Origin of the sequence: Microbacterium hominis NBRC 15708, assembly GCF_001592125.1 — a bacterium.
Taxonomy (GTDB): Bacteria; Actinomycetota; Actinomycetes; order Actinomycetales; family Microbacteriaceae; genus Microbacterium; species Microbacterium hominis.
On sequence record NZ_BCWI01000010.1, the window covers coordinates 11,341 to 34,742 of the forward strand.

Here is a 23,402-nt window from a genome sequence, read left to right on the forward strand (position 1 = left end):
CGTGTCCAGCCCGCTCCAAGACCCCGTGGGTAGACTCGCCGCATGGCCCAGCGCAACACCTGGCAGCGCGATCGCGTGCGCGAGGCGCTGAGCGACGCCACCGGTTTCGTCAGCGCTCAGACGCTGCATGCCACCCTGCGCGACGAGAACACCGGCATCGGTCTCGCGACCGTCTACCGCGCCCTGGCGACGCTGGCCGCGAGCGGCGAGGCCGACCAGCTGCAGAGCCCGGACGGCGAGGCGATCTACCGCGCCTGCACCAGCACGGGCCACCACCATCACCTGATCTGCCGTTCGTGCGGGCTCGCCGTGGAGATCGAGGCCAGCGAGGTCGAGGCGTGGGCGCAGCGCACCGCCGCAGCGCACGGGTTCACCGAGGCCGAGCACGTGGTCGACATCTTCGGCGTGTGCGCGGCCTGCGCGGCGCAACGGGCGGCGGCGAGCCCCGGAGACCGTGTCGACTGAGGTGCGCGCCGCGCCGGTCCGCACCGCGGTGGCCGTCGGCATCGGCGTGCTGGTCGTCGCGACGCTCGTCGTCATCGCTCTCCTCTCGCCCGGGCCGTCGCTTCCGACGCGGGCGCAGGACGGACTGACCCTCGCGATCAGCGTGCTGATCGAGTCGTTGCCCTTCGTCGTGCTGGGCGTGCTGCTGTCGATCGTCGTGCAGGTCTGGGTCCCCGCCGGCGTCATCGAACGGTGGATGCCGCGCGCGCCGTGGGCGCGCCGCGCCGTGCTGTCGTTGCTCGGCATGCTCATCCCGGTCTGCGAGTGCGGCAACGTGCCGTTCGCCCGCGGCCTCATGATGCGCGGACTGGGCGTCGCCGAGACCCTCACCTTCCTGATCGCGGCGCCGATCGTCAACCCGATCGTCATCATCACGACCCATCAGGCGTTCGGCTTCGACGACGGCATCCTCATCGCCCGCCTGCTCGGCGGGTACGCCGTCGCCAACCTCATCGGATGGCTGTACAGCCGGCATCCCGACCCGGACGGCCTCATCACCGACCGCTTCCGCGCCAGCTGCGAGCTCTCGCTCGACAACGCCGCCCACGGCGGCGGCCCCGGCAAGGCGCAGCGCAGCCTCGCCCAGTTCGTCGTGGAACTGCGCGCCGTGATGCCGGCTCTCGTCATCGGCTCCGCCATCGCCGGCGCCGTGCAGGTGCTCGTGCCGCGCTCGGCACTGCTGGCGATCGGCTCCAACCCCGCACTGTCGATCATCGCGATGATCGCGCTCGCGATGATCGTCTCCATCTGCTCCAACGTCGACGCCTTCTTCGCGCTCTCGTTCGCCTCGACGTTCACGCCCGGCTCGATCGTCGCGTTCCTGCTGGTCGGACCGCTCGTCGACGTCAAGATGCTGGCGCTGCTGCGCACGACCTTCCGCACGAAGGTCCTCGGCGGTCTGGTGATCGTCGTCGTGCTGTTCGCCATCGCCGTCGGATCGGTGGTGAACCTCGTTGCGTGATCTCCTCGGATCCCGGCTCCTCGGTGTCGGCCTCGCCGCCGGCCTCTCCGCCGTCACGGTCGTGCTGTGGCTCACCGGTCAGCTCGCGCTCTACATCAACCCCTCGTCGAACTGGTTCGCGGTGCCGATGGCGATCCTCGCGCTGGTCGGCGCCGTGCTCAGCTTCGCGCTGCCGCGCGGCGCGGAGGCCGATCACGGGCACGACCACGGCGACGGGCACGAGCATGAGCACGGCGACGGACACGACCACGGCGACGACCACGGGCACGAGGCGCGCTCGGTGTGGGGCACCGCCGCGACGGTGACCGGCGGCATCCTGGCCACGGGCGTGGTCGCCGCCATCGTGCTCACACCCCCGGCGACGCTGTCGGCTGAGCTCGCCATGCAGCGCGACACCGGAGCGCCGCCGCTGTTCCAGGGCTCCGACACCGTGGCCCTCGCGTCGACCGGCGACACGTCGACGTTCGGCGTCGGCGAGTGGGCGAGCGTGTTCGCGACCGCGACCAACCCCGAGGCGTTCGACGGGGACACCATCACCCTCACCGGTTTCGTCACGCCCACCGACGGCGGCTTCGGGCTCACCCGGCTCGTGATCACCCACTGCGTGATCGACGCGCAGCCGGCCAGCGTGCCGGTCGCGCTCGCCGACGGCATCCCGTCGACCGGCACCTGGGTCACGGTGACCGGGACGATCCGCGACGCCGACGGGCGCCTGCAGATCCAGCCGGCGTCGGTGCAGACCGTCGACCAGCCCAAGGACCCGTATGAGTACTGATCGCGCGACGCGCCGCGAGCGCACGCGCCGGCGACGCTCCCGCGCCTTCCTCGCGGGCTTCGCGCTCGTCGTCGGCGCCCTCGCCGTCGTCGGGCTCGCCGGCTCCGCCGTGACGGTCGCGCAGGGGCCGCGCGTCACCAACGTGAGCGTCGACCCGGATGCCGCGGTGAGCGCCTCCGGCTCGCGCCTGATCATCACCACGACGCAGTCGCTGGCGACGGTCGAACCCGCACAGGTCACGGTCTCCCCCGCGGCGCCGTTCACGGTCGACACGTCGGGGCGTAGCGTCGGCATCCGCTTCACCCAGCCGCTGTGGGACGACACCTCCTACACCGTCACCATCGCGGGGCTCGTCGGCGTGGGCGGCGGGCCGACGGCCGCCGTCGAGCACAGCTTCACGACGCCGCCCCTTCACGCGTACGTGCTCCAGCGCGGCACCGGCGGCGACACGATCCTGCGCACCGACCTCGCCGGAGAAGACCCCGAGCCGGTCTACACGAACGCCCACATCGAGGACTTCCGTGCGACGTCCGGCCACCTGGTGATGTCGACCCTCAGCGACGACGACACCTCCCACCTCGTCGTCACCGACCTCGACGGCGGCAACGTCCGCGAGCTCGCACTGCCCGGCGACGGCACCGTGACCGATCTGCAGAGCGCCGATCGCGGCGATCTCATCGGCTACACGTTCACCGACGCCACGGTCGGCACTCCCGGCGCCCGCGAGGCCCGCCTCTTCACGGCGTCGCTGACCGCCGCGCAGTCCGATGCCGCACCCACGATGATCGAACGCACGGGGGGAGAGTCGCGGGTCGACGACTGGCGTTTCGTGCCCGGCACCGACAGCATCCTGATGCTCACCTACGACGGCGCCCTCACCCTCATCTCCCCGTCGGGCGGCGACCCGGTCACGCTGGGGACGGCCGTCTCCATCGACGGCATCGCCCGCGGCACGACGACCGCGATCATCGAGCGTGTGGAGGGACCGGCGGCCATCGATCTGGCGACCGCCACCCAGGTGCCGCTGCCGCCCACCGACAAGGCGCTGGGCCAGACGAACAAGATGACGCCGATGACCGACGGGAGCACCCTGCGCGTGCTCGCCGTGGTCGACGGGTTCACCGTGCGGTCGACGACCGTGAACGTCGTCGACGCGTCGGGGGCGGCGACCCCCGTGTTCTCGGTCGACCCGAAGGACATCCTCATCCAGTCGTGCGTCTCGCCCAGCGGGCGCTACGCCGCCTTCCTCGTGGCGCCGGACGCCGTGTCGAACCCGTACGACGGCTACCGCCTCCCCCTCCCGACCCACGTGCGGACGCACGTCGTCGCGCTGACGGGGGCCGACGCGGGCACCGAGGTCGGCGCGCTCGCCGGCTTCGACATCTCGTGGTGCCAGACCCCTCCGCGCGGATGACGCCATGACGACGACGGGTCTCGTCCCGGCCACGCGCGCGGCGCTCGCGGGGCTGCCGGTCGACGTCGCGCCGCGGCTGCTCGACGGCGTGCTGGAGGTCGCGAGCGACGGCGCGGTGGTCGCGGTGCGCCTCACCGAGGTCGAGGCCTACCACGGCGCCGGCACGGGCCCCGAGCCCGACCCCGGCTCGCATGCGCGCGGCGGACGGACCGCCCGCAACGCCACGATGTGGGGACCGCCCGGGCACCTCTACGTCTACCTGAGTCACGGCATCCACTCGTGCGTCAACGTCGTGTGCGGTCCCGAGGGTCAGGCGGGCGGCGTGCTGCTGCGGGCCGGTGAGATCGTCGCGGGAGAGGACGTCGCGTTCTCGCGGCGCCCCGCGGCCCGCGCCGGCCGCGACCTCGCGCGGGGTCCCGGCCGGCTCGGGGATGCCGTGGGGCTCCGGCATCCGCTGCACGACGGCATCGACGCGGTCACGGGAGCGCCGTGGGCCGGCGCGGTCGCCCGGCTGTGGCTGCCGACCCGTCCGTGCACCGACGTCGCCGCGGGTCCGCGGGTCGGGGTGGCCGGCGTCGGCGGCACCGCCGCGTTCCCGTGGCGGTTCTGGATCGAGGGAGATCCCACGGTGTCGCCGTTCCGGTGGGGACGGGGAGCCGGGCCGCTCGCGTGAGTCAAGGCGACACGCCCGGCCGTGCTAGACTGACTCTTTGTCTGCGCGCACTCCAGCACGCAGTTCGTATCCCTGTGTTCAGAGGGATGCAGACAAGGGATCTTGGGTGGCACCGTCCGGTGTCACGGTACTAAGGAGAATCACTATGGCAGCAGTGTGCCAGGTGACCGGAGCAGTTCCCGGCTTCGGTCACAACATCTCGCACTCGCACCGCCGGACGAAGCGTCGCTTCGACCCGAACGTGCAGAAGAAGACCTACTACGTTCCTTCGCTCGGTCGCAAGATCACGCTGAACGTCTCGGCCAAGGGCATCAAGGTCATTGACGCCCGCGGCATCGAGTCGGTCGTGAAGGACCTCCTCGCGAAGGGTGTGAAGCTCTAATGGCGAAGAAGGCTCAGGACGTCCGTCCGATCATCAAGCTCCGGTCGACTGCCGGCACGGGGTACACCTACGTGACGCGTAAGAACCGTCGCAACAACCCCGACCGCATCGTGCTGAAGAAGTACGACCCGGTGATCCGCAAGCACGTCGAATTCCGAGAGGAGCGCTGATCTCATGGCCAAGAAGAGCAAGATCGCGCGCAACAACCAGCGCGAGGAGGTCGTCGCCCGTTACGCCGAGAAGCGTGCCGAGCTGAAGAAGACCCTCGTCGACCCGAACGCGACCGACGAGGCCCGCGAGGCCGCCCGCGTCGGCCTGCAGAAGCTTCCCCGCAACGCGTCGCCCGTGCGCCTGCGTGGCCGCGACGCCATCGACGGTCGCCCCCGCGGCTACCTGTCGAAGTTCGGCATCTCGCGCGTCCGCTTCCGCGACATGGCGCACAAGGGCGAGCTGCCCGGCGTGACCAAGTCGAGCTGGTAAGCACCGCACCCGTCAGAAGGCCCGGTTCTCCTCGCGGAGGCCGGGCCTTCTGCTGTGCCCGCCGCGGTCACATCAGCCACATCCGTCACCGATCCGGGCCGACACGCCGGTGAAGATGACGTCTGAGGGCCGGAAATCCGCGGATTTCCGCGGATCGTAGGTATATTCGGGGACGGTCCAACCGACCAAACCGGTCGCCTCGCGTCCGGTCCGATCTCACTGAAGGCGGCATCTGCTGCCGTCTGGAGGACAACCCCAATGGCTATCACCAAGACTGAGCTCGTCGCGAGCATCGCCAGCGCCACCGGCGAGAGCCAGGCCACCGTCGGCCGCGTCGTCGACGGCCTGTTCTCGGCTGTCTCCGAGGCCGTCGCCAAGGGCGAGAAGGTCACGATCCCCGGCTTCCTCTCGTTCGAGCAGGTCGCCACGGCCGCCCGCACGGGCCGCAACCCGCAGACGGGTGAGGAGATCAAGATCGCCGCGGGCAAGCGCGTCAAGGTCACCGCGGGCTCGAAGCTCAAGGCCGCCGTCAAGTAAGCACGGTCCTGCGAAGGGGGGATGCCGCTCGGCATCCCCCCTTTCGTGTGTCCGGCGCCGCGTAGGCTGGACGGGTGATCTCGACCCGTGCGCTGCGCCTCGCGGGCCCCGCGATCCTCGTCGCGTCCGCCCTCGCCGCTCTGGTGCTCGGGCTGCTGTACGGGGGCGGGGCCGCGCCCCTGCTCATCGGCGACGCCGGTCCCGTCGTGCGCTGGGGGCTTCCCCTCGTGACGCTCGCCGTCAACCTGTCGGCGGCGGGGATGCTCGGTGCCCTGGTGCTCGCGCTCTTCGCGCTGCGGGCCGGGGAGAGCACGTTCGACGCGGCGCTGGACACGGCATCCATCTCGGCCGCCCTCTTCACCGTGGCCAGCGGGCTCACCGCGTTCTTCACCTTCCTCAGCATCTTCAACGCGACCCCCGACGTCGGTGCGGAGTTCGGCGGACAGCTCGGACGCTTCCTCGTCGAGACCGACGTGGGCCGCGCGTGGTCGCTCACGACGATCGCCGGGGCGGGCCTGACGGTGCTCACCTTCGCCGTCCGCGGGTGGACGTCGACGCTCGTCGTGGCGGTGCTGGCGGCGGCGAGCCTCGTGCCCATGGCGACGCAGGGGCACTCGGGCGACGAGGCCGGTCACAACATCGCCGTCTCGGCGCTCGTGCTGCACATCGTCGCCGCGGCCGTCTGGCTCGGCGGCCTGCTGCTTCTCATCGTGCTGCGGCCGCAGCTGCGCGTCGCGGAGCTCGGCGCGGTGCTGACCCGGTACTCGAGCCTCGCGCTCGTCGCCTTCGTGGTCGTGTCGCTGTCGGGCGTCGCCCGCGCGGCCGTCGGCGTCGTCGAGCCCCGCTATCTGCTGTCGCCGTACGGCGCCCTGCTGGGTGTGAAAGTGGTCGCGCTGCTGCTGCTGGGCGCGCTGGGCGCGCGGTACCGCACGGGAGTGATCGCCCGTATCGCCCGCGCCGATCGGGCGGGCCAGGATGCCGCGGCGCGCCGCTTCTGGGGCCTCGTGACGCTCGAGCTCGTCTTCATGGGCATCGCCAGCGGTGCGGCGGTGGCGCTCTCGCGCACCCCGCCGCCCGTGGACACGACCCTGCCCGAGGTGAAGACGCCGGCCGAGATCCTGACCGGAACGCCGCTGCCGCCCGAGTTGACCATCACGCAGTGGTTCACGCAGTGGGACATCGACATCCTGTGGGTCTTCGCCGTCGGCTTCGGGCTGTTCTTCTACCTCGCCGGGGTGTGGCGCCTGCACCGCCGCGGCGACCGCTGGCCGATCTACCGCACCGTGCTCTGGGTGCTCGGCCTGCTGTCGCTGTTCTGGGTCACGAGCGGACCGATCAACGCGTATCAGGACTACCTGTTCAGCATGCACATGATCGGGCACATGCTGCTGTCGATGGCGATCCCGATGATGCTCGTGTTCGGGGCTCCCGTGACCCTGGCCTCCCGGGCCATCGCCAAGCGCGACGACGGCACGCGGGGCGGTCGCGAGTGGATCCTGTGGGCGGTGCACACGCCGTTCTCCCGGGTGATCACGCATCCGCTATTCGCCGCGGCGATGTTCATCGGGTCGCTCTGGGCGTTCTACTACACCGACCTGTTCCGCTGGACCCTCTACGACCACATCGGCCACGAGTGGATGGTCGCGCACTTCCTGATCTCGGGGTACCTGTTCGTGCAGTCGCTCGTCGGCATCGATCCGGTGCCGCTGCGCTACCCCTATCCGTTCCGGCTGCTGACCCTCATCGGCGTCATGGCCATGCACGCGTTCTTCGGCATCGCGATCATGATGTCCACCGGCCTGTTCGTCGCGGAGTGGTTCGGCTCGATGGGACGCACCTGGGGCGAGGCGCCGCTGGTCGATCAGTACACGGGCGGCGGGGTCGCCTGGTCGATCGGCGAGATCCCGACCCTCATCCTCGCCATCACCGTCGCGATCCAGTGGAGCCGTTCCGACGAGCGGACGCAGCGGCGCAGCGACCGTCACGCCGACCGCACCGGCGACGCCGAGCTGGAGGCGTACAACGCCCGGCTCGCCGAGCTCGCCGAACGCGACGCCCGCGCGGCGCGCTGAGGCGACCGCGTCCTCAGCTCGCGGGTTCCACCTGGATGGAGGCGGTGCCGTCGGGAAGCATCGTGATCGTCCCGCCGACCCGGAACGGCACGTCCTCGTCGACGTGACGGACGGTGCCGTCGAAGATCGATCGGATGTCGACGACGACGTGCGCCACGGCATCCGCCGCAGCGATCGCCCACCCGGCGCCGTCGGGCTCGAGCGTGATCGTGGGCTGCGTGACCATCGACCACACCGGCGGCTCGACGATGCGGTTGCGCACCTGGAGTCCGAACGGGCACCCCGTCGGCTGCAGCACCTGCTGGGTCGTGCACGCCGTCAGGAACGACTCGACGCGGTCCTGCACGACCGCCACGAACTGCGTCGTCGGCTGCGTCTGGATGTCGACGGGCACCTGGGCCTGCGGCGTGTCGGACAGGACCGCGACCCCGGCACTGGTGGAGACGGGGGTGTCGACCGAGATGGAGTAGAGGCCGGGCGAGAAGACGAGGAGCGCGACCGGCGCGAGCGGATCGGCCTGCGCACCGGCCGGCGAGACCTGCCGCGTGTCGACCGCGAACCCGTTGACCGAGAACGCGGTGGCGCCGCGGAGCGTCAGGTCGATCACCGCGAGAGGACTCTGCGCGAACCGCCACGTGGGCGCCAGCCCGACCCAGCCGGAGCGCTCGACGCGGAAGGTCGACGTGCCGCGGTGCGGCCCCGCCTGGTACGACATCGTCACGACCTCGACGCCGTCGCTCTCCTGCTCGCTCACGACCTGGATGTCGCTGAGCGGGGCGAGCGCCGCGCGGCGCAGCAGCGCCTCGCTCGCGTCGGCGGGCAGGCCCGCGGAGGTCAGATCGGTGGAGTCGATCGTGACGCCCGGCAGCGCCAGCGCCTCCGGCGCGCGGCCCTGGCTCAGCATCTCCAGGTACCGGGTGACGAAAGCGCCGGGGCTGTAGAGATCGCGGTAGATCGTGACGGTCGCCGCGCCGACCGCCGCCAGCAGCAGCACGCCGACCACGGCGAGGGCGGTCAGGTCCAGAGCCAGCCGGCGGCTTCCGCGACGGGCGGAGGAGCGGCGCGACGCGGCATCGCCTCGCGTCTGCGCCGCGCGCGCATCGACACCCACCACCCCGTCCACAGGTCCAGTCTAGGAAACGGATGCTGATGGCTAGCATGGATCCGGTGAGCATCCCCGCCCTGTCCGCCGAGCAGGAGGAGCTGTTCCGCCTCATCGAGGACACTCGCGAGCACGTGTTCGTGACGGGACGGGCCGGTACCGGCAAGTCGACCCTCCTGCAGCATCTCGCGTGGAACACGCAGAAGCAGATCGCCGTGTGCGCGCCCACGGGCGTGGCGGCGCTGAACGTCGAGGGGCAGACGATCCATTCGCTCTTCCGGCTGCCGATCGGGCTCATCGCCGACAGCGAGCTCGACCAGTCCGAGCCGGCCCGCCGTGTGCTGAAGGCGATCGACACACTCGTGATCGACGAGGTCTCCATGGTCAACGCCGACCTCATGGATGCCATCGACCGCTCCCTCCGCCAGGCCCGGGGCCGCCGGTCGGAGCCGTTCGGCGGGGTGCAGGTGATCATGTTCGGCGATCCCTACCAGTTGTCACCGGTGCCCCCGCGCGGTGATGAGCTGCGCTACATCAACGACCACTACCGGTCGTTCTGGTTCTTCGACGCGCAGGTGTGGGCGGGGCCGTCGGCCGACGGCTCCGCGATCCGCTCGGACGGACTGCTCGACCTCGGCCGGGTGGGCGCGCCCCTGCACATCCGCGAGCTGCGCGAGATCCACCGGCAGGCCGACAACGGCTTCAAGGCCATGCTGAACGCGGTGCGCCACGGGGTCGTGACCGCGGAGATCGCCGGCATGCTCAACGCCGCCGGAGCTCGTCCCGTCCCGGAGCCGGTCGACGGCGAGCCTCCGATCATCACCCTCGCCACGCGCAACGGCATCGTCTCCCGCATCAACCAGCGTCACCTCGACGCGCTGCCCGGGCCGGTGCAGACGGCGCGCGCCGACATCAGCGGCGACTTCGGCCGGGGCGAGGCGTCGTATCCGGCCGACACGGAGCTGCAGCTCAAGGTCGGCGCCCAGGTGATGTTCCTGCGCAACGACGTGGGCACGCGGGGCGACGGACCGCGCTGGGTGAACGGGTCGATCGGCACCGTGACCCGGATCGCGGGTGGCACGGTGCGCGTCGAGATCGACGGCGAGGAGGTCGACGTCGAGCCGGCCGTGTGGGAGAGGTTCCGCTACGCGTACGACCCGGCGTCTCGAAAGCTCACGCGTGACATCGTCGCCGAGTTCACGCAGTTCCCGCTGCGCCTGGCCTGGGCCGTGACGATCCACAAGTCGCAGGGGAAGACCTACGACCGCGCCGTCATCGACCTCGGCTCGGGCGCCTTCGCCCCCGGACAGACGTACGTCGCGCTGTCGCGGCTCACCTCGCTCGACGGCCTGTACCTCTCACGGCCGCTGCGCCCGAGCGACATCCTCGTGGATGCCGACGTCCGCCGCTTCATGGCCGGGGTCCGCGCCGCCGGCTTCTGACCCTCGGGCGTTTCGACTCGCTGCGCTCGCTCAACGACCGGGGGTCGCACCCGGTCGTTGAGCGAGCGCAGCGAGGAGTCGAAACGCGCGGTCAGGCGGATGCCGCGGTCGCGGCCTTCGCGGCGGCGAGGTCGAGGAAGAGGTCGGTGTTGAACTGGTATGCCGTCAGGACCTCGTCGATGACGCGCTCGCGTTCGGCGGCATCCCAGGCGACCGCGTCGAGCTGCTCGCGGTAGACGTCCTTGAACGCGGCGGGATCGGCGATCTCGTCGAAGAGGTAGAAGCCGATGCCGTTGGTCTCGAAGCCGAACTGCCGCGCCATCAGCTTGCCGATGAACAGGCCGCCCGAGAGGTCGCCGAGATACCGGGTGTAGTGGTGGGCGACGAAGCCGCCGGGCCAGCTGGTGCCGACCTCCCGGATCCGCTCGACGTAGCGCCGCGTCGTGGGCAGGGGCTCGATGCGCGCGCGCCAGTCGTCGCCGATGAGGAACGCCAGGTCGGCCTCGATCGCGGGCAGCCGCGTCAGCTTGTCGCTGATGAACGGGGCGGCGACGGGGTCGTGCCGCATCGTCTCGGCGGCGGTCTCGAGGGCGTCGTAGATGAACCAGTGCTGTGCGACGAGGGCGACGTAGTCGTCGCGCGTGCCGCGACCGCGCATCAGGTCGTCCATGAAGCCGGCGTGCTCGCTGCCGGAGTGGGCGGAGCGCGAACGCTCGCGCAGGGCGGTGGAGAACGGGATCGGCTCGGTCACAGCCGTCAGTGTATCTGAAACTAAGGCTCACCTAAACTGAAGGTTGCCTCCGAGAATGCTCAGGAGTGCGGGCGCGGCGTGATCCCCAGTCGGGCGCAGGCCTCGTCGTACAGCGCGACGATCTCGCGGCGCACCTCACGGCGCTCCGTGATGGCACCTCCCGGCCACGGGACCACGATGACGTCCTCGGTGCCGTCGGCGAGGCGGACGCGCCACCGGCCCGCCTCCCCGTCGAATCCGATCATCTCGGAGCCGACGACCTCGGTGAGCGGAGCGAAGGCGCGGGCGATGAGGAGGTTGTCGTCGGAGTGGTCGTCGTTCATGTGACCGAGCACGCCGGCGAGGGCGTCGTCGTCGAAGGTGTGCGCCATGGCACCCACCTTAGAGCCGGCGCCGCCGCGCCCCGCGACCGGCCGCCGGCGAAATCCGTTCACAGAAACGTCACAGGAGTGTCACGGCGTCCGGTCCGGTGCGCATCGTGTTCTACGCTGAAAGAACTGATCAGGGGGTGAGGATGCGGGGTCTTCGTCGATCGCGACGTCTCGCGGCTGTAGCCGGCACGCTCGCGTTGGCGATCGCGCTGGCCGCGTGCTCGTCGGACGATTCCGTCTCGCTGCCGCTGCCCGATCAGGTGGATGCCGCCATCCCCGCGGACGTGCAGGGACAGCTGCAGACGGCCGTCGAGCGCGCCCTCGCCGCATCCGGTGCGTCGGGCGCCGTCGTGGGCGTCCGGGTGCCGTGGTCGGGCGTGTGGGAGGCGGGCGTCGGCACGACCGCGCCCGAGGGCGCCGCCGTCAGCGACACGATGACCTTCCACGCGGGAGCGACCACGCGGTCGATGACCTGCGATGTGCTCTACGGGCTGGTGCACGACGGCGTCGTCAGCCTCGACGACACGGCCGACGAGTACGTGGCGGGCCTCGGCGACCAGGGGGGCGTGACCCTCGGCCAGCTCTGCGACTCGACGGCGGGACTCGCGTCGTACGGGCCGTCGATCGAGACGCGCACCCGCGCGACGCCGGCCCGGCAGTGGAACCCCCGCGAGCTTCTCGGCTACGGCATGTCGCGAGGCTCGACGGCCCAGCCCGGCACGGTCTTCGCCGACTCCGACACCGGCTACGTGCTGCTCGGTCTCGCGCTCGAGCGCGCGTCGGGCAAGAGCTCCGCGCAGCTCTACCAGCACTACGTCTTCGGCCCGAACGGCATGTCGGACAGCTCTTTCCCGAGCACCGGCTCCGCGCAGCTGCCCGGGCTGTGGACGGGCAACGCCGAAGACGGCAGCGCGGCCTGCAGTGCTCCGACGCCGATCGAGGACCTCTCGCCGGCGGCGGGGTTCACGGCATCCGGTGTCATCACGGATCTCGCGGATCTGAGCCGCTACGTCCAGGCGCTGGCCCTCGGGCTGCGCCCCTACGATGCCGCCGGCCGCTTCGACAACGCACTGCCGGCGGTCGCCGACGGGCCGTCGTGGTTCACGGCGCGCGGCGGCGTCTACCAGGCGGGCAGTCTCGTCGGGCAGTACGGAGCGGTTCCCGGCGCGCTCACGGCGGCCTTCGCCGACCGCAACACCGGGATGAGCGTCGTCGTGACGCTGAACAACTCCCGCGCCTCCGCCGACCTCGTGCGGAGCCTCGCCTGGGAGCTCGCCGCGATCGCCTCCAAGGCGCCCGCCGCCTCGGGGCGCACGGCCCCGCAGGCGGGGCTCCCGTGGACCGCCGAGGACATGGCCGCCCAGGTCGCGGCGGTCGCCGTCTGCCCGATCCCGTGATCCGCCGCCGGTGACCAGCGGTCGCGCGGGGGCGTCCGCGGCTCCGGCGGCCGTCGCGCTCGTCGTCGCCGGGCTCGCCTTCCAGGAGGGCGGCGCGGCCATCGCGGTCACCCTCTTCCCGCACGTCGGCCCGCTCGGCATGGTGATGCTGCGGCTGGTCTTCTCGGCCCTGATCCTCCTGATCGTCGCCCGTCCCCGGCTGCGGGGTCGCGGCGGTGCCGCGTGGCGCGACGTGGTGGTGTTCGGCGTCGTGCTCGTGATGATGAACGGGCTGTTCTATCTCGCTCTCGAGCGGCTCCCCCTGGGGGTCACCGTGACGATCGAGGTGCTCGGCCCGCTCGCCCTCTCGATCATCGCCGGACGCGGGAGGGCGGCCTGGATCTGGGCGCTGCTCGCGTTCGCCGGCGTCGTCGCCCTCGCCGGCGGCGGATGGGATCGGTTCCGCCTCGATGGTGTGCTGTTCGCGCTCGGGGCGGCGGCGAGCTGGGCGCTCTACATCCTCGCGTCGTCGCGGGTGGGCGCCGCGTTCCCTCGTCTCGACGGGCTGGCGATCGCGATGACCGTCGGTGCCGTCCTCTCCCTCCCGTTCGGGCTCGTGGATGCCGGTGCTGCGCTCCTCCGGCCCGAGATCCTCGGGCTGGGCGCCGCCGTCGCGCTCTTGTCGTCGACGCTGCCCTACGCCTTCGAGCTCATCGCCCTGCGCCGTCTTCCGGCCGCGGCCTTCGCCGTGCTCATGAGTCTCGCCCCCGCCGTCGCCGCACTCGCCGGATGGGTGCTTCTCGGTCAGCATCTCGCGTGGTTGGAGGCCGTCGGCATCGCTCTGGTGATCGCCGCCTCGATCGGCGCGGTGCGCTCGGCCGGACGGCGCGCGGACGAGGCCGTCGAACCGGTCGGGTGACAGCGGTGACGGGGGGGCGATCTCAGCCCCCGCTCGGCTGGCGGATAGCCGGGCGTGGCAGGATGCCGCAGGTGAGCAGCCGCCCGTCGACGTCGCGCCGATCCGCGGGCCGCCGCCGCCCGGCGGTCAGCGCCCGACGCCGCCGTCAGCTGCGCCGCCGGCGCGCGATCGCGCTCGCCGTGGCCGCCGTGCTCGCCGTGGGTCTGGGGATCGCGGGCGTGGCGATCGGGCGGTCGATCCATCACGCGGCCGTCTGCGCCGAGGCGGACGGCTTCGGTCGGGAGCAGCTCGACAACGCGCGCACCATCGTGGCCGCCGGGCGCGATGCGGGCCTGTCCGCGCGGGATCAGACCATCGCCGTGATGACCGCGCTGGGGGAGTCGAGTCTGCAGAACATCGACTACGGCGACTGGGAGACGGACGGCGTCACCAATCCGGACGGCTCCCGGACGACCTCGATCGGACTGTTCCAGCAGCAGGACGGCTGGGGGAGCCGGGAGCAACGGCTGGACCCGTACACCGCCGCCACGCTCTTCTACCGGGCGATGGTCGAGGACGTGCCCGAGCCGGAGCGATCGGAGACCGCACCCACCGAGGTCGCGCATCGCGTGCAGATCAACCGCGATCCGCAGCACTACGCGCCCTACTGGCCGCTCGCGGAGCGCATCGTGGCGGTGCTGGACGATCAGACCGTCGTCGACACCTGCCTCTGAGTCGCGCCGCGAGGGGCCGGGCCGATCTCGACGGCGACGACCGCGGTGACCGTGCCGACGGCGGCGGTGAGCAGCATCCCGATCGTCGAGGGGACGAACGTCGCGGCGGCGACGGCGGCCGTCCCGAGCAGCAGGAGCGTGTTGCCGGCCGCTGTCAACCGGGTCCGCAGCGTGAGTGCCCAGATCCCGAGGATGAACAGCGCCACGGGCACGGTGAGGGTGGCGTGCGCGGCGATGTCGGACAGGTGGGCCTCGCCGCCGATGGCGTCGACCGCGATCTCGATGCCCGCCGAGAAAGCACCCGCCGCGGCGAAGATGACGTAGTGGAAGTACCCGTAGCGGAGGGAGGAGGCGAGGGTGCGGATGTGTCCGGTGTGCTCGCGGGAGAAGTACACCCACCACATGCCCGCCGCGATGACCAGCGCCGCCGCAGACACGACGATCAGCTCGGCGAGGTGGTCCTGCTTCTGCACGGCCTCGATGATCGCGCCCGCCGAAGCGAGGATCGACTCGCCGAGCAGGATCAGGGTGAACAGGCTGTAGCGCTCGGTGATGTGATGCGCGTTCCACGGGGCGTGGTCGCGGTGCTCGGCCCAGATGGGCACGAGCGCCTCGGCGAGCACGAGCGCGAAGAAAGCGATCGTGCCGGCGCCCGGGGGCAGCAGCAGGCGCAGCACCCACGCGACCTGCACGAGGGCGATTCCGCCCGCGTACCTCAGGCACACGCGGCGGTACGCGGGTACGGATGCCGCCGCGCGCAGCCACTGCCCGACCATCGCGAGGCGCATGATCACATAGCCGAGCGTCACGATCGTGAAGTCCTGGTGCTCCATCGCGGCGGCGCTGCCACTGGCCAGCACCAGGACGCCGGCCATCTGGACGATCGTCATCACGCGGTACAGCCAGTCGTCGACGGCGAACGACGTGCCGAACCAGGTGAAGTTCATCCACGCCCACCAGACGGTGAAGAACACCATGATGTAGCTCAGGACGGCGACGCCCAGCGCGCCCTCCGACTCCATGTGGTGCAGCTGCTGCGACGACAGTGACACGGCGACCACGAAGACGAGGTCGAAGAACAGCTCCAGGGGGCTCGCGGCGCGGTGCCGTTCACCGGGATCGCGGGCCGTCATCCGGCGGAGGCCGAAACGAAGGGATGGTGCGGCGTCCTGCGTCATGCTCCCGCGCTCCTCGCTCGCGCACGGTGCGCGACCCGCGGGAAAGATACCAAGAGGCGCTGCGCGCAAGAAAGTGGAGGGGCTGACGGGAATCGAACCCGCGCTGTCTGCTTGGGAAGCAGAAGTTCTGCCATTGAACTACAGCCCCATGCACCGGGAGGTGCGCGGCCAGCTTAGCAAACCGACCGGAGGCCGCCGCCCGCCCCGTCACTCCGACAGGTGCTGCACCGTGTTGGTGTAGGTGATGGAGTCCGCCGTCGACCCGACGAGACCGAGGGTCACGCCGAACATCGACTCGAGGCCCTCGGCGGGCGGCGGGGTGTCGGCGCCCAGGGTGAGCAGCCGGCCCCCGGGCAGCGTCGCGCTCAGCGAGTTGAGGTAGACGGCCACGTGGCCCTCGAGCGTCATCGTGTCGGCGGTCGTCGTCAGGATCGGGCCGGTCTCGTGGCGGACGGTCAGGCTGAAGCCCGAGATCGAGATGCGGTCGGCTTCGAGCTTGAGCGCGGTCGTCCGCGAACCGTCCGCAAGGGGGACCGTCACGACCGAGATCCCCCGCAGCCCGCTGAACGACAGCGACGTCGACCCGAGCTGTGCGGACGGCTGCGTGAACACCGGCCCGTCTTCGTCGGCGACGGGCGCGACCGCCGGGGGCGTGCTCCCCTCCGACGGAGCGGGAGACGGGGCGGGAGGCGGTGCGGGCGCAGGAGTCCCGGGATCCGGGACAGCGGGGGCTGTCTCCGTGGGCGACGACGACGGCGACGGACTCGGTGACGGCGAGGAGGCGCCGTGGCACGGCAGGATGATCGGGATGCACCACTCCGCCGGATGCGGGGTCGACGCCGCGACCGACGTCGCCGGCACGATCGCGGCCCCCATGACGGCGGGCGTGAGCGCGAGCAGCGCCGCCGCGACCGCCGCCGCGCGGGCGCGCGGACGACCGGTCATCGCGCGACCGCCTCGTCGGGGACGATCGCCCCCTCGGGCTCCCTGTCCGCGTCCGCGTCTGCCTCCGCGGCGGGGGCGGTGCCGGGGCGCGGCATCCACGAGACGGCCAGGATGCCGCCGACGGCCGACAGCAGGAAACCGACGAGGAAGCCGCCGAGGTTGACGCCGACGATCGAGTAGACGCTCGTCGCCAGCGCGATGACGCCGTAGAGGATGCGGTGCGCCGGTGTCGCGATGACCAGGGCGCCGAGCACGATCAGCAGCAGGGGGATCACGACGGCCTGCAACCCCTCGATGCCGAGGTGGATGTGCAGCCGGCCGAAGTCGAGCTGGCTCGATCCGAACATCACGAGGCCGCCGAGGATGAGCAGGATGCCGCCGACCAGCGGCCGTTCGCGCCGCCAGCTCCGACCGCGGCCGGGGGAGCGCGGCGCCCGGGCCGCCCGACGTGTCAGAAGCATCCGGTCGATCCGTCCGTCAGTGTCAGCGACATGCCGGTCAGCGTGAACACGGAGGCCTGCGTGCTCCAGGAGATCTGCTGGAGGTTGTCGATGGTGACGCTGTCGGCATCCTGAGCGAAGTCGCCGACGGAACCCTTCGCCGCCGTGTTGACGGTGGACGCGTCCACGCCGATGCGGATGTTCGAGAACGACGAGTCGCCCTTGAGGTCGGTCATGCCGATCTGCAGATCGGTCGCCGAGGCGGGATTCCCGCCGCCGCCCGCGGTGATCCGCACGCCGACCTTGCCGAGCGGGGTGTCGGAGATCACCGACTGACAGAGGTCGTAGAGCTGGGCCGACGCGATGTTCGCGATCGCGACGTTGTGCGAGCCGCCCGCGGTGTCCTGCGTGACCCCCGCGTACTGCGAGAAGCCGGTGCCCTCGAGCTTGGAGGCGCTGATCTGGAACTGGCTGCCGGAGACGGCGAACGAGACGGGGACGGCGCCCTGCGCGACCCCGCCCAGCAGGAACGTCGAGGCCAGGACGACGGGGACGGTGGCGAGGGTGATGCGCCCTGCGCGGGAGCGGGTCGGGTTCGAGAGTCTCATCGATCCTCCGGATGCCGTGGGCGCCGGCTCCGCTGCCGACGCGCTCGATCATCGACTGTGCGCCGGAATTGACAATCAGTCAATAAGGCCGACCGAGTGTGAGAGAACTCTCACCGACCCCTGCGACGTGGCCCGGCCCCTCGGTGTCGGGGAGCGGCTCGGTAGGGTCGGGACATGTCCTCCGACCAGCGTCGACGCCTGTCGCGGGAGGATCGTCGTGCCCAGCTGATCGCCTCGGGGGTCGCCTTCCTCGTCTCCCAGCCGCTCGACGACCTCACGATCGAGGCCCTCGCCGCGCGGGAGGACGTCTCCCGGGCGCTGGTGTTCCACTACTTCGGCTCGCGTCAGGGACTCCACACCGCGGTGGTGACGACGGCGCGGGACGCGCTGATCGCGGCATCCGCGCCGCGCGAGGAGCTGCCGCCGCGCGAGCGCCTCGACGACACCGTCGCACGCATCGTCGCGTTCGTGCGCGCCCACACCGGGACCTTCTACTCGCTCGTGCGGGGCGTCGCCAGCGGCGACCCCGTCGTGCGCGAGCTCGTCGACGAGGCACGCGACGAGAACGCCCGCCGCATCCTCGACGTCTTCCGGGAACTGGGCCACGCCGACTCGGCGACGCTGCGGGTGGCGGCCCGCGCCTGGGTCGCGTTCGCGGAGGACGTGCTCATCGAGCTCGCCATCGCCTCCGATCGCCCCGCGGAGGAGATCACCGGGCTTCTGACCCGGTCCGCTCTGGCCGTCGCGGCATCCGTCGACGGCTGACCCGGAGGCGGTCGCCGGACACGGCCAGTAGGCTGGCGGCGTGCTGCTCAGCGATCGTGACATCCGCACCGAGATCTCCACCGGACGGGTCGGGCTCGCGCCCTGGGACCCCGCGATGGTGCAGCCGTCGAGCGTCGACGTGCGGCTCGACCGGTACTTCCGGCTGTTCGACAACCACAAGTACCCGTTCATCGACCCGGCCGAGGACCAGCCCGATCTGACACACCTCATCGAGGTGCGGCCCGACGAGCCGTTCATCCTGCACCCCGGCGAGTTCGTGCTCGGGTCGACGTTCGAGCAGGTGACGCTGCCCGACGACATCGCCGCGCGGCTGGAGGGCAAGTCCTCGCTCGGCCGCCTCGGGCTGCTGACCCACTCGACGGCGGGGTTCATCGATCCCGGCTTCTCGGGCCACGTCACCCTGGAGCTGTCGAACGTCGCGACGCTGCCCATCAAGCTGTGGCCCGGCATGAAGATCGGCCAGCTCTGCTTCTTCCGCCTGTCGTCCGCGGCGGAGAACCCTTACGGCACCGGCCCGTACCTCAACCGCTACCACGGCCAGCGCGGTCCGACGGCGTCGCGGTCGTTCCAGAACTTCCACCGCACGGATGTCGGGTCGACCGACGCCGGAGCGCGGGGCGCATGAGCGGGGCGAGCCCGGCGGCGCCGGCGGCCGACCCGCTGGCCTCACGCCCGCTCGCCCGCTGGGTGTTCTGGCCGGCGGCGGCGATCATCGTCCTGGTCACCGCCTTCGCGGTGCTGTTCCCGGCGACCGCCGAGAGCGCGTTCGCCGCGGTGCAGGCCACGATCGTGCGCACATTCAGCTGGTACTACGTGCTGATCTCGGCCTTCTTCGTCGCCTTCGCCCTGGTGCTGGGCTTCAGCCGCTTCGGCGACATCAAGCTCGGCAAGGACGACGACGAGCCGGAGTTCTCGGTCGGCGCCTGGTTCTCCCTGCTGTTCGCGGCGGGCATGGGGATCGGGCTCGTGTTCTACGGCGTGAGCGAGCCGCTCAGCCACTTCGTCTCGCCCCGGCCGGGCGTCACCGGAACCGACGCACAGCTCGCGCAGAGCGCACTCATCCAGACCTACCTGCACTGGGGCGTGCAGGCGTGGGCCATCTACGTCGTCGTCGGGGTCGCGCTGGCCTACGCCATCCACCGCCGCCGGCGGCCGATCTCGATCCGCTGGGCGCTGGAGCCGCTGCTGGGACGGCACGTGCGCGGCACCTGGGGCAACGTGATCGACACGATCGCCCTGGTCGGCACCGTGTTCGGCGTCGCCACCTCGCTCGGCCTGGGCGTCATGCAGATCGGCGCCGGCCTCTCCAGCGCCGGGTTCGGCACCCCCGACACCCTCATGCAGGTGGTCATCATCGGCGTCATCACCGTCTTCGTGCTGTTCTCGGTGCTGTCGGGCGTCGCCAAGGGCATGAAGTGGCTGTCGACCTTCAACCTCGTGCTGGCGGCGCTTCTGCTGGTGTTCGTGCTCGTCGTCGGGCAGACCGAATACCTGCTGCGGGAATGGGTGCAGTCGATCGGGGCGTACCTGCAGAATTTCGTCGGGCTGAGCTTCACCGTCAGCGCGTTCCACGGCGAGGCGGGGGAGCAGTGGCAGGCGGCCTGGACCTCGTTCTACTGGGGCTGGTGGATCTCGTGGGCCCGTTCGTCGGCATCTTCATCGCCCGCGTGAGCAAGGGGCGCACCGTTCGGGAGTTCGTGCTGGGTGTCTTGATCGTGCCGACGCTCGTGGGCATCATCTGGTTCGCGGTGCTCGGAGGCTCCGCGCTCTACCAGGAGCTGAACGCCCCCGGGTCGATGCTGCTCCCGGACGGCAGCGTCGATCTGCAGGGCGCGCTGTTCCAGCTGTTCGCGCATCTGCCCGCCGGGCAGGTGCTGACGATCGGCGCGATCGTGCTGATCGGCATCTTCTTCGTCACCTCCGCCGATTCCGGCGCGCTCGTGATGGGGATGCTGGCGACCGGCGGCGACGCGGAGCCGAAGCGGTGGGTGCGGGTGTTCTTCACGCTCGCCACGGCGGCGCTCGCGATCGCGCTGCTCCTCGCCGGCGGGCTGTCGGCGCTGCAGACCGCGGCGATCACGATCGCGCTGCCGTTCAGCGTGGTCATGCTGCTCATGTGCTGGTCGACCGTCATCGCCTTCCGCCGGGAGCGGCGCGTCTACGACCGTGCGGAGCGTGCCCAGCTCGTCGACTATGTCGGCGAGCACTACGGGCTCGACGTCGAGAGCGGCAACGAGCAGGGCGTCCGGATGCCGTCCTGGTGGCGGCGCACGCCGCGCTGACGCGCGGGGCGCGTCCGGCGCGGTCCCGGACTCCTCCAATGGCGTCCCGTGCCGCCGCAGGAACCGCGTAGACGCGGGGCTGCGGCGACGGTGAGGGCGTCGATCGGAGGAGTTCGGGACGGGCGCGCGCCGGTTCGGGACGAGCTCACGCGCCGGCGGCGGTGCGGCCCTCGCTGAAACCGGCGGCGAAGCCGCGCTCGTACGCGCTCTCCGCGTCGCGCTGACGCGGTGCGTGGTCGCGGCAGCCCTCGCCGTGATGAGCCCGGCCCCGGCCGTGCGCGCCCGGTCCGAAGCCGTGCGCGCCGGGTCCGAAGCCGTGCGTGCCGGGTCCGAAGCCGTGCGTGCCGGGTCCGAAGCCGTGGCGGCGGTGTCGGGGATGGCCCTCCGGGCCGTCCCCGTCCGGAGCGTCGAGCGCACGGGCGACGGCCTCGAGGGTCGTCGTGGCGGACGCGAGCTCGTCGGCCGACACGGCCTCGGCGAGGCGGGTTCCGATCTCCTCCCTGCGGTGGGTGAGGTGCTGGGTGAGTCGCTGGGCGGCGGCGCGGCCGGCCTCGGTCAGCGTCCAGGTGCCGTCGGTCTCGGTCGCCCAGCCGCGCTCGGCCAGCCGGCGAAGGCGCTTGCCGCCGTGCGGCAGGTGCTCCGGCAGGTCGGCGGCGCGATCGGAGGCGAGCAGGTGCAGCAGTCGCGCCTCGCGCGGGCCGATGTCGTCGGCCGTGAACGCGGCGGCGCGCTCCTGCGAGAGGGCACGAGCGACCCTGCGCACCTCGCGGGTGAAGGCGCGCTGGTCGGGGACGGCGGGGGTGGTTTCGGGGGTGTCTGTGAGGTTCTCCATGGGAGGTCCTTTCGTGAGGGATCGCGGGTGCGATCCAGGTCCATGTCAATGTGCATGTACATGCAGTGTGACATGCAATGCCGGAACATGTCAAGAGACATGTAAATTCGAGGTATGCCGGATGCCGACTCCTCACCCTCCGACGCCGTCCTCGATGCCATCGATGCCGCCCTCGGTCGCCTGCGCGGGCGGGGTCCGGGCCCCGGCGGCGGTGACCGCCACGGGCGTCCCCCGGGCGCGGAGGAGGGAGCGGGCGGCCCGCCCTGGATGAGGGGCGGACGCGGTCGCCACGGCGGTCATCACGACGTCGGGACGCCGCCGTCCTGGCCCGGCGCCCGAGAGGGCGGCCCCGCGATCCGCATGGGCGGCCCGGCGCGGCTGCGGTTGATCGAAGCGCTGCACGCGGCATCCCACCCGCTCAGCGTGAGCGAGCTCGGCGAGGCGATCGGAGTGGATCAGCCGCGGGCGTCGCGGCTGGTGCAGCAGAGCGTCGAGATGGGTCTGGTGCGGCGCGAGGCCGACCCCGACGACGCCCGTCGCACGCGCATCGCGCTCACGCCGACGGGGGAGCGGGTCGCGACGGGGTTCCGCGGACGGCGCCGGGAGCACCTCGCCGCCGCCCTCGCGGACTTCAGCGAGACCGAACGCGCCGACCTCGCCCGACTGCTCACGAAGCTCGCCGGCGCCTGGCCGCGAGGCTGAGCGCCGCCGTCAGTCGTCGGCGGGCCAGATCTCGTCGACCTCGAGCGTCAGATCGATGATCTGCTGCAGCAGGCCGCCCATCGTCGTCGCCCGCAGGAGTCGCTGCTGGTCGTACTCCACCAGCGGGGCGATCGCGGCGATCTGCCACACCGCGGCCACCGGGTCGGACGACAGCTCGATGTGCGCTCCCCACGGCGCGTCGGGGAACCGGCCGAGCACCCGCCGCACGATCGCCTCGGCCTCGGTGCGCAGCGGTGTCAGCGCGTCGTTCCACACCAGCGGATCCCGCCGGGACACCTCCGCCCGCGGGTAGGGGGCGTCGTCGAGCCACCCGTCGACGGTGAACCGGTCGGTGCCGACGGCGACCACCTGCAGAGCGTCCGCCCCGGCCGCGACGTTGACGAGGCGCGCCAGCGTGCCGATGTCGGACCGCTGATCGCCGCCGCCGGTCTCGTGTCCGCGCTCGATCAGCACGACACCGAATTGCGGGTCGTCGCTGTCGAGCAGCTCGCCCATCAGCTGCAGATACCGCGGCTCGAACACCCGCAGCGGCAGGGGCGTGTGGGGGAAGAGCACCGCCCCGAGAGGGAACATCGGCATCACGGTCATGCGTCCAGTCAACACCGACGCACGTACAGTGGGCGCATGCCCCGCCCTCTCCCCGAAACGCCGGCTCCCGGGCAGGAGTCGGTGTGGGACTACCCCCGCCCGCCCCGCGTCGAGCCGGTCGCGGCACGGGTGACGATCCGCCTCGGCGGTGAGCTGATCGCCGACACGCGTGACGCGGTGCGCGTGCTCGAGACCAGTCATCCGCCGGTCTACTACCTGCCGATCGCCGACTTCGCCCCGGGTGCGCTGGTGGATGCCGAAGGCTCCTCGTTCTGCGAGTTCAAGGGTGCCGCCCGCTACCTCGACGTGGTGGGCGGCGGCCTCACCCGTCCGGGGGCGGCGTGGAACTATCCGCAGCCCTCGGCGGGCTACGGCATCCTGCGCGATCGGGTGGCCGTCTACGCCGCCCCGATGGACGCGTGCACCGTCGACGGGGAGGTCGTCACCCCGCAGCCGGGAGGGTTCTACGGCGGGTGGGTGACGGCGAACGTCGTCGGGCCGTTCAAGGGAGTGCCCGGCTCGATGGGGTGGTGACGGCGCCGGGCGAC

The 23,402-nt window shown here is 71.5% G+C and carries 27 protein-coding genes, 1 tRNA gene and 1 pseudogene; 19 read left to right on the forward strand and 10 right to left on the reverse strand.

The annotated features are described in order from the left end of the window. Window positions 1-42: 42 nt before the first annotated feature. From MHO01S_RS09150 to MHO01S_RS09195, 10 genes are all read left to right on the forward strand, one after another. Window positions 43-465: a Fur family transcriptional regulator gene (locus MHO01S_RS09150; protein ID WP_060959752.1), complete on the forward strand. Its 423-nt coding sequence runs from the start codon at window positions 43-45 to the stop codon at window positions 463-465. Next, window positions 455-1,465: a permease gene (locus MHO01S_RS09155; RefSeq protein WP_061782192.1), complete on the forward strand. Its 1,011-nt coding sequence runs from the start codon at window positions 455-457 to the stop codon at window positions 1,463-1,465. The genes MHO01S_RS09150 and MHO01S_RS09155 overlap by 11 nt, the downstream gene beginning before the upstream one ends. Beyond that, window positions 1,458-2,240: a TIGR03943 family putative permease subunit gene (locus tag MHO01S_RS09160; protein WP_060959750.1), complete on the forward strand. Its 783-nt coding sequence runs from the start codon at window positions 1,458-1,460 to the stop codon at window positions 2,238-2,240. Before MHO01S_RS09155 ends, MHO01S_RS09160 begins: the two co-directional genes overlap by 8 nt. Then, entirely contained in the window at window positions 2,230-3,654 is a 1,425-nt protein-coding gene (locus MHO01S_RS09165; protein WP_061782193.1) for a hypothetical protein, read from the forward strand. The genes MHO01S_RS09160 and MHO01S_RS09165 overlap by 11 nt, the downstream gene beginning before the upstream one ends. 4 nt (window positions 3,655-3,658) lie before the next feature. After that, window positions 3,659-4,327 carry a DNA-3-methyladenine glycosylase gene (locus MHO01S_RS09170; protein ID WP_061782194.1) on the forward strand — a complete coding sequence of 223 codons (669 nt, stop codon included), beginning with the start codon at window positions 3,659-3,661 and terminating at the stop codon, window positions 4,325-4,327. 145 nt (window positions 4,328-4,472) lie between these two features. Further along, a complete protein-coding gene (gene rpmB / locus MHO01S_RS09175) occupies window positions 4,473-4,709 on the forward strand; it encodes a 50S ribosomal protein L28 (RefSeq protein WP_060959747.1) in 237 nt (78 codons plus the stop codon). Then, window positions 4,709-4,879, forward strand: coding sequence for a 50S ribosomal protein L33 (gene rpmG / locus MHO01S_RS09180; RefSeq protein ID WP_005051772.1), 171 nt, complete (start codon window positions 4,709-4,711; stop codon window positions 4,877-4,879). Before rpmB ends, rpmG begins: the two co-directional genes overlap by 1 nt. 4 nt (window positions 4,880-4,883) lie before the next feature. After that, window positions 4,884-5,189: a 30S ribosomal protein S14 gene (gene rpsN, locus MHO01S_RS09185; RefSeq protein ID WP_005051773.1), complete on the forward strand. Its 306-nt coding sequence runs from the start codon at window positions 4,884-4,886 to the stop codon at window positions 5,187-5,189. Between the two features lie 258 nt (window positions 5,190-5,447). Beyond that, entirely contained in the window at window positions 5,448-5,726 is a 279-nt protein-coding gene (locus MHO01S_RS09190; protein WP_005051774.1) for an HU family DNA-binding protein, read from the forward strand. Window positions 5,727-5,803: 77 nt separating this feature from the next. After that, complete coding sequence (locus tag MHO01S_RS09195; RefSeq protein WP_060959779.1) at window positions 5,804-7,798, forward strand: bifunctional copper resistance protein CopD/cytochrome c oxidase assembly protein; 1,995 nt, start codon at window positions 5,804-5,806, stop codon at window positions 7,796-7,798. Between the two features lie 13 nt (window positions 7,799-7,811). Here MHO01S_RS09195 and MHO01S_RS09200 read toward each other — a convergent pair whose 3' ends face one another. Then, window positions 7,812-8,909 (reverse strand): hypothetical protein, encoded by a 1,098-nt coding sequence (locus MHO01S_RS09200; protein WP_060959746.1) that lies wholly within the window; start codon window positions 8,907-8,909, stop codon window positions 7,812-7,814. Window positions 8,910-8,956: 47 nt separating this feature from the next. Between MHO01S_RS09200 and MHO01S_RS09205 the strand changes: the two genes are divergently transcribed. After that, window positions 8,957-10,342 carry an ATP-dependent DNA helicase gene (locus MHO01S_RS09205; protein WP_060959745.1) on the forward strand — a complete coding sequence of 462 codons (1,386 nt, stop codon included), beginning with the start codon at window positions 8,957-8,959 and terminating at the stop codon, window positions 10,340-10,342. 91 nt (window positions 10,343-10,433) lie between these two features. Here MHO01S_RS09205 and MHO01S_RS09210 read toward each other — a convergent pair whose 3' ends face one another. Further along, complete coding sequence (locus MHO01S_RS09210; RefSeq protein WP_060959744.1) at window positions 10,434-11,093, reverse strand: biliverdin-producing heme oxygenase; 660 nt, start codon at window positions 11,091-11,093, stop codon at window positions 10,434-10,436. Between the two features lie 59 nt (window positions 11,094-11,152). After that, the gene (locus MHO01S_RS09215; protein WP_060959743.1) at window positions 11,153-11,464 is read right to left on the reverse strand and encodes a DUF2470 domain-containing protein; all 312 of its coding nucleotides are present in this window, start codon (window positions 11,462-11,464) and stop codon (window positions 11,153-11,155) included. 143 nt (window positions 11,465-11,607) lie between these two features. Between MHO01S_RS09215 and MHO01S_RS09220 the strand changes: the two genes are divergently transcribed. The 3 genes from MHO01S_RS09220 to MHO01S_RS09230 all read left to right on the forward strand — a co-directional run bounded on the left by MHO01S_RS09220 (window position 11,608) and on the right by MHO01S_RS09230 (window position 14,472). Then, window positions 11,608-12,861, forward strand: a complete 1,254-nt coding sequence (locus tag MHO01S_RS09220; protein WP_061782195.1) for a serine hydrolase domain-containing protein — start codon at window positions 11,608-11,610, stop codon at window positions 12,859-12,861. Between the two features lie 10 nt (window positions 12,862-12,871). Next, the gene (locus MHO01S_RS09225) at window positions 12,872-13,759 is read left to right on the forward strand and encodes an EamA family transporter (protein WP_060959741.1); all 888 of its coding nucleotides are present in this window, start codon (window positions 12,872-12,874) and stop codon (window positions 13,757-13,759) included. 71 nt (window positions 13,760-13,830) lie between these two features. Continuing rightward, complete coding sequence (locus tag MHO01S_RS09230; protein WP_223848789.1) at window positions 13,831-14,472, forward strand: peptidase M23; 642 nt, start codon at window positions 13,831-13,833, stop codon at window positions 14,470-14,472. Here the strand turns inward: MHO01S_RS09230 and MHO01S_RS09235 are convergent. The 5 genes from MHO01S_RS09235 to MHO01S_RS09255 all read right to left on the reverse strand — a co-directional run bounded on the left by MHO01S_RS09235 (window position 14,445) and on the right by MHO01S_RS09255 (window position 17,643). Next, window positions 14,445-15,605, reverse strand: coding sequence for a low temperature requirement protein A (locus MHO01S_RS09235; protein ID WP_060959740.1), 1,161 nt, complete (start codon window positions 15,603-15,605; stop codon window positions 14,445-14,447). The two genes, MHO01S_RS09230 and MHO01S_RS09235, sit on opposite strands and share 28 nt — an antisense overlap. A 119-nt stretch (window positions 15,606-15,724) precedes the next feature. Next, window positions 15,725-15,798: transfer RNA gene (locus tag MHO01S_RS09240), tRNA-Gly, on the reverse strand. 59 nt (window positions 15,799-15,857) lie between these two features. Then, the gene (locus MHO01S_RS16740) at window positions 15,858-16,595 is read right to left on the reverse strand and encodes a hypothetical protein (protein ID WP_061782196.1); all 738 of its coding nucleotides are present in this window, start codon (window positions 16,593-16,595) and stop codon (window positions 15,858-15,860) included. Next, window positions 16,592-17,056, reverse strand: coding sequence for a DUF6114 domain-containing protein (locus MHO01S_RS09250; protein ID WP_060959738.1), 465 nt, complete (start codon window positions 17,054-17,056; stop codon window positions 16,592-16,594). Before MHO01S_RS09250 ends, MHO01S_RS16740 begins: the two co-directional genes overlap by 4 nt. After that, window positions 17,047-17,643 carry a DUF6230 family protein gene (locus tag MHO01S_RS09255; protein WP_060959737.1) on the reverse strand — a complete coding sequence of 199 codons (597 nt, stop codon included), beginning with the start codon at window positions 17,641-17,643 and terminating at the stop codon, window positions 17,047-17,049. The genes MHO01S_RS09250 and MHO01S_RS09255 overlap by 10 nt, the downstream gene beginning before the upstream one ends. Before the next feature lie 174 nt (window positions 17,644-17,817). Here MHO01S_RS09255 and MHO01S_RS09260 point away from each other — a divergent pair, with 174 nt between their 5' ends. The 3 genes and pseudogenes from MHO01S_RS09260 to MHO01S_RS09270 all read left to right on the forward strand — a co-directional run bounded on the left by MHO01S_RS09260 (window position 17,818) and on the right by MHO01S_RS09270 (window position 20,711). Then, window positions 17,818-18,408 (forward strand): TetR/AcrR family transcriptional regulator, encoded by a 591-nt coding sequence (locus MHO01S_RS09260; protein ID WP_060959736.1) that lies wholly within the window; start codon window positions 17,818-17,820, stop codon window positions 18,406-18,408. A gap of 40 nt (window positions 18,409-18,448) precedes the next feature. Next, window positions 18,449-19,054 (forward strand): dCTP deaminase, encoded by a 606-nt coding sequence (gene dcd, locus MHO01S_RS09265; protein ID WP_061782197.1) that lies wholly within the window; start codon window positions 18,449-18,451, stop codon window positions 19,052-19,054. Further along, a pseudogene (locus tag MHO01S_RS09270) lies at window positions 19,051-20,711 on the forward strand (BCCT family transporter). The gene dcd and the pseudogene MHO01S_RS09270 overlap by 4 nt, the downstream one beginning before the upstream one ends. 145 nt (window positions 20,712-20,856) lie before the next feature. Here MHO01S_RS09270 and MHO01S_RS16745 read toward each other — a convergent pair. Continuing rightward, entirely contained in the window at window positions 20,857-21,543 is a 687-nt protein-coding gene (locus MHO01S_RS16745) for a winged helix DNA-binding protein (protein WP_061782198.1), read from the reverse strand. 114 nt (window positions 21,544-21,657) lie between these two features. Between MHO01S_RS16745 and MHO01S_RS16890 the strand changes: the two genes are divergently transcribed. Next, window positions 21,658-22,245, forward strand: coding sequence for a MarR family winged helix-turn-helix transcriptional regulator (locus MHO01S_RS16890; RefSeq protein ID WP_255266079.1), 588 nt, complete (start codon window positions 21,658-21,660; stop codon window positions 22,243-22,245). A gap of 9 nt (window positions 22,246-22,254) precedes the next feature. On the opposite strand, the gene MHO01S_RS09285 is transcribed toward MHO01S_RS16890, so the two are convergent. After that, window positions 22,255-22,854, reverse strand: a complete 600-nt coding sequence (locus tag MHO01S_RS09285) for an LON peptidase substrate-binding domain-containing protein (RefSeq protein ID WP_060959733.1) — start codon at window positions 22,852-22,854, stop codon at window positions 22,255-22,257. A gap of 36 nt (window positions 22,855-22,890) precedes the next feature. On the opposite strand from MHO01S_RS09285, the gene MHO01S_RS09290 reads away from it, so the two are divergent. Continuing rightward, complete coding sequence (locus MHO01S_RS09290; protein WP_060959732.1) at window positions 22,891-23,388, forward strand: DUF427 domain-containing protein; 498 nt, start codon at window positions 22,891-22,893, stop codon at window positions 23,386-23,388. The last annotated feature ends 14 nt before the right edge of the window (window positions 23,389-23,402 follow it).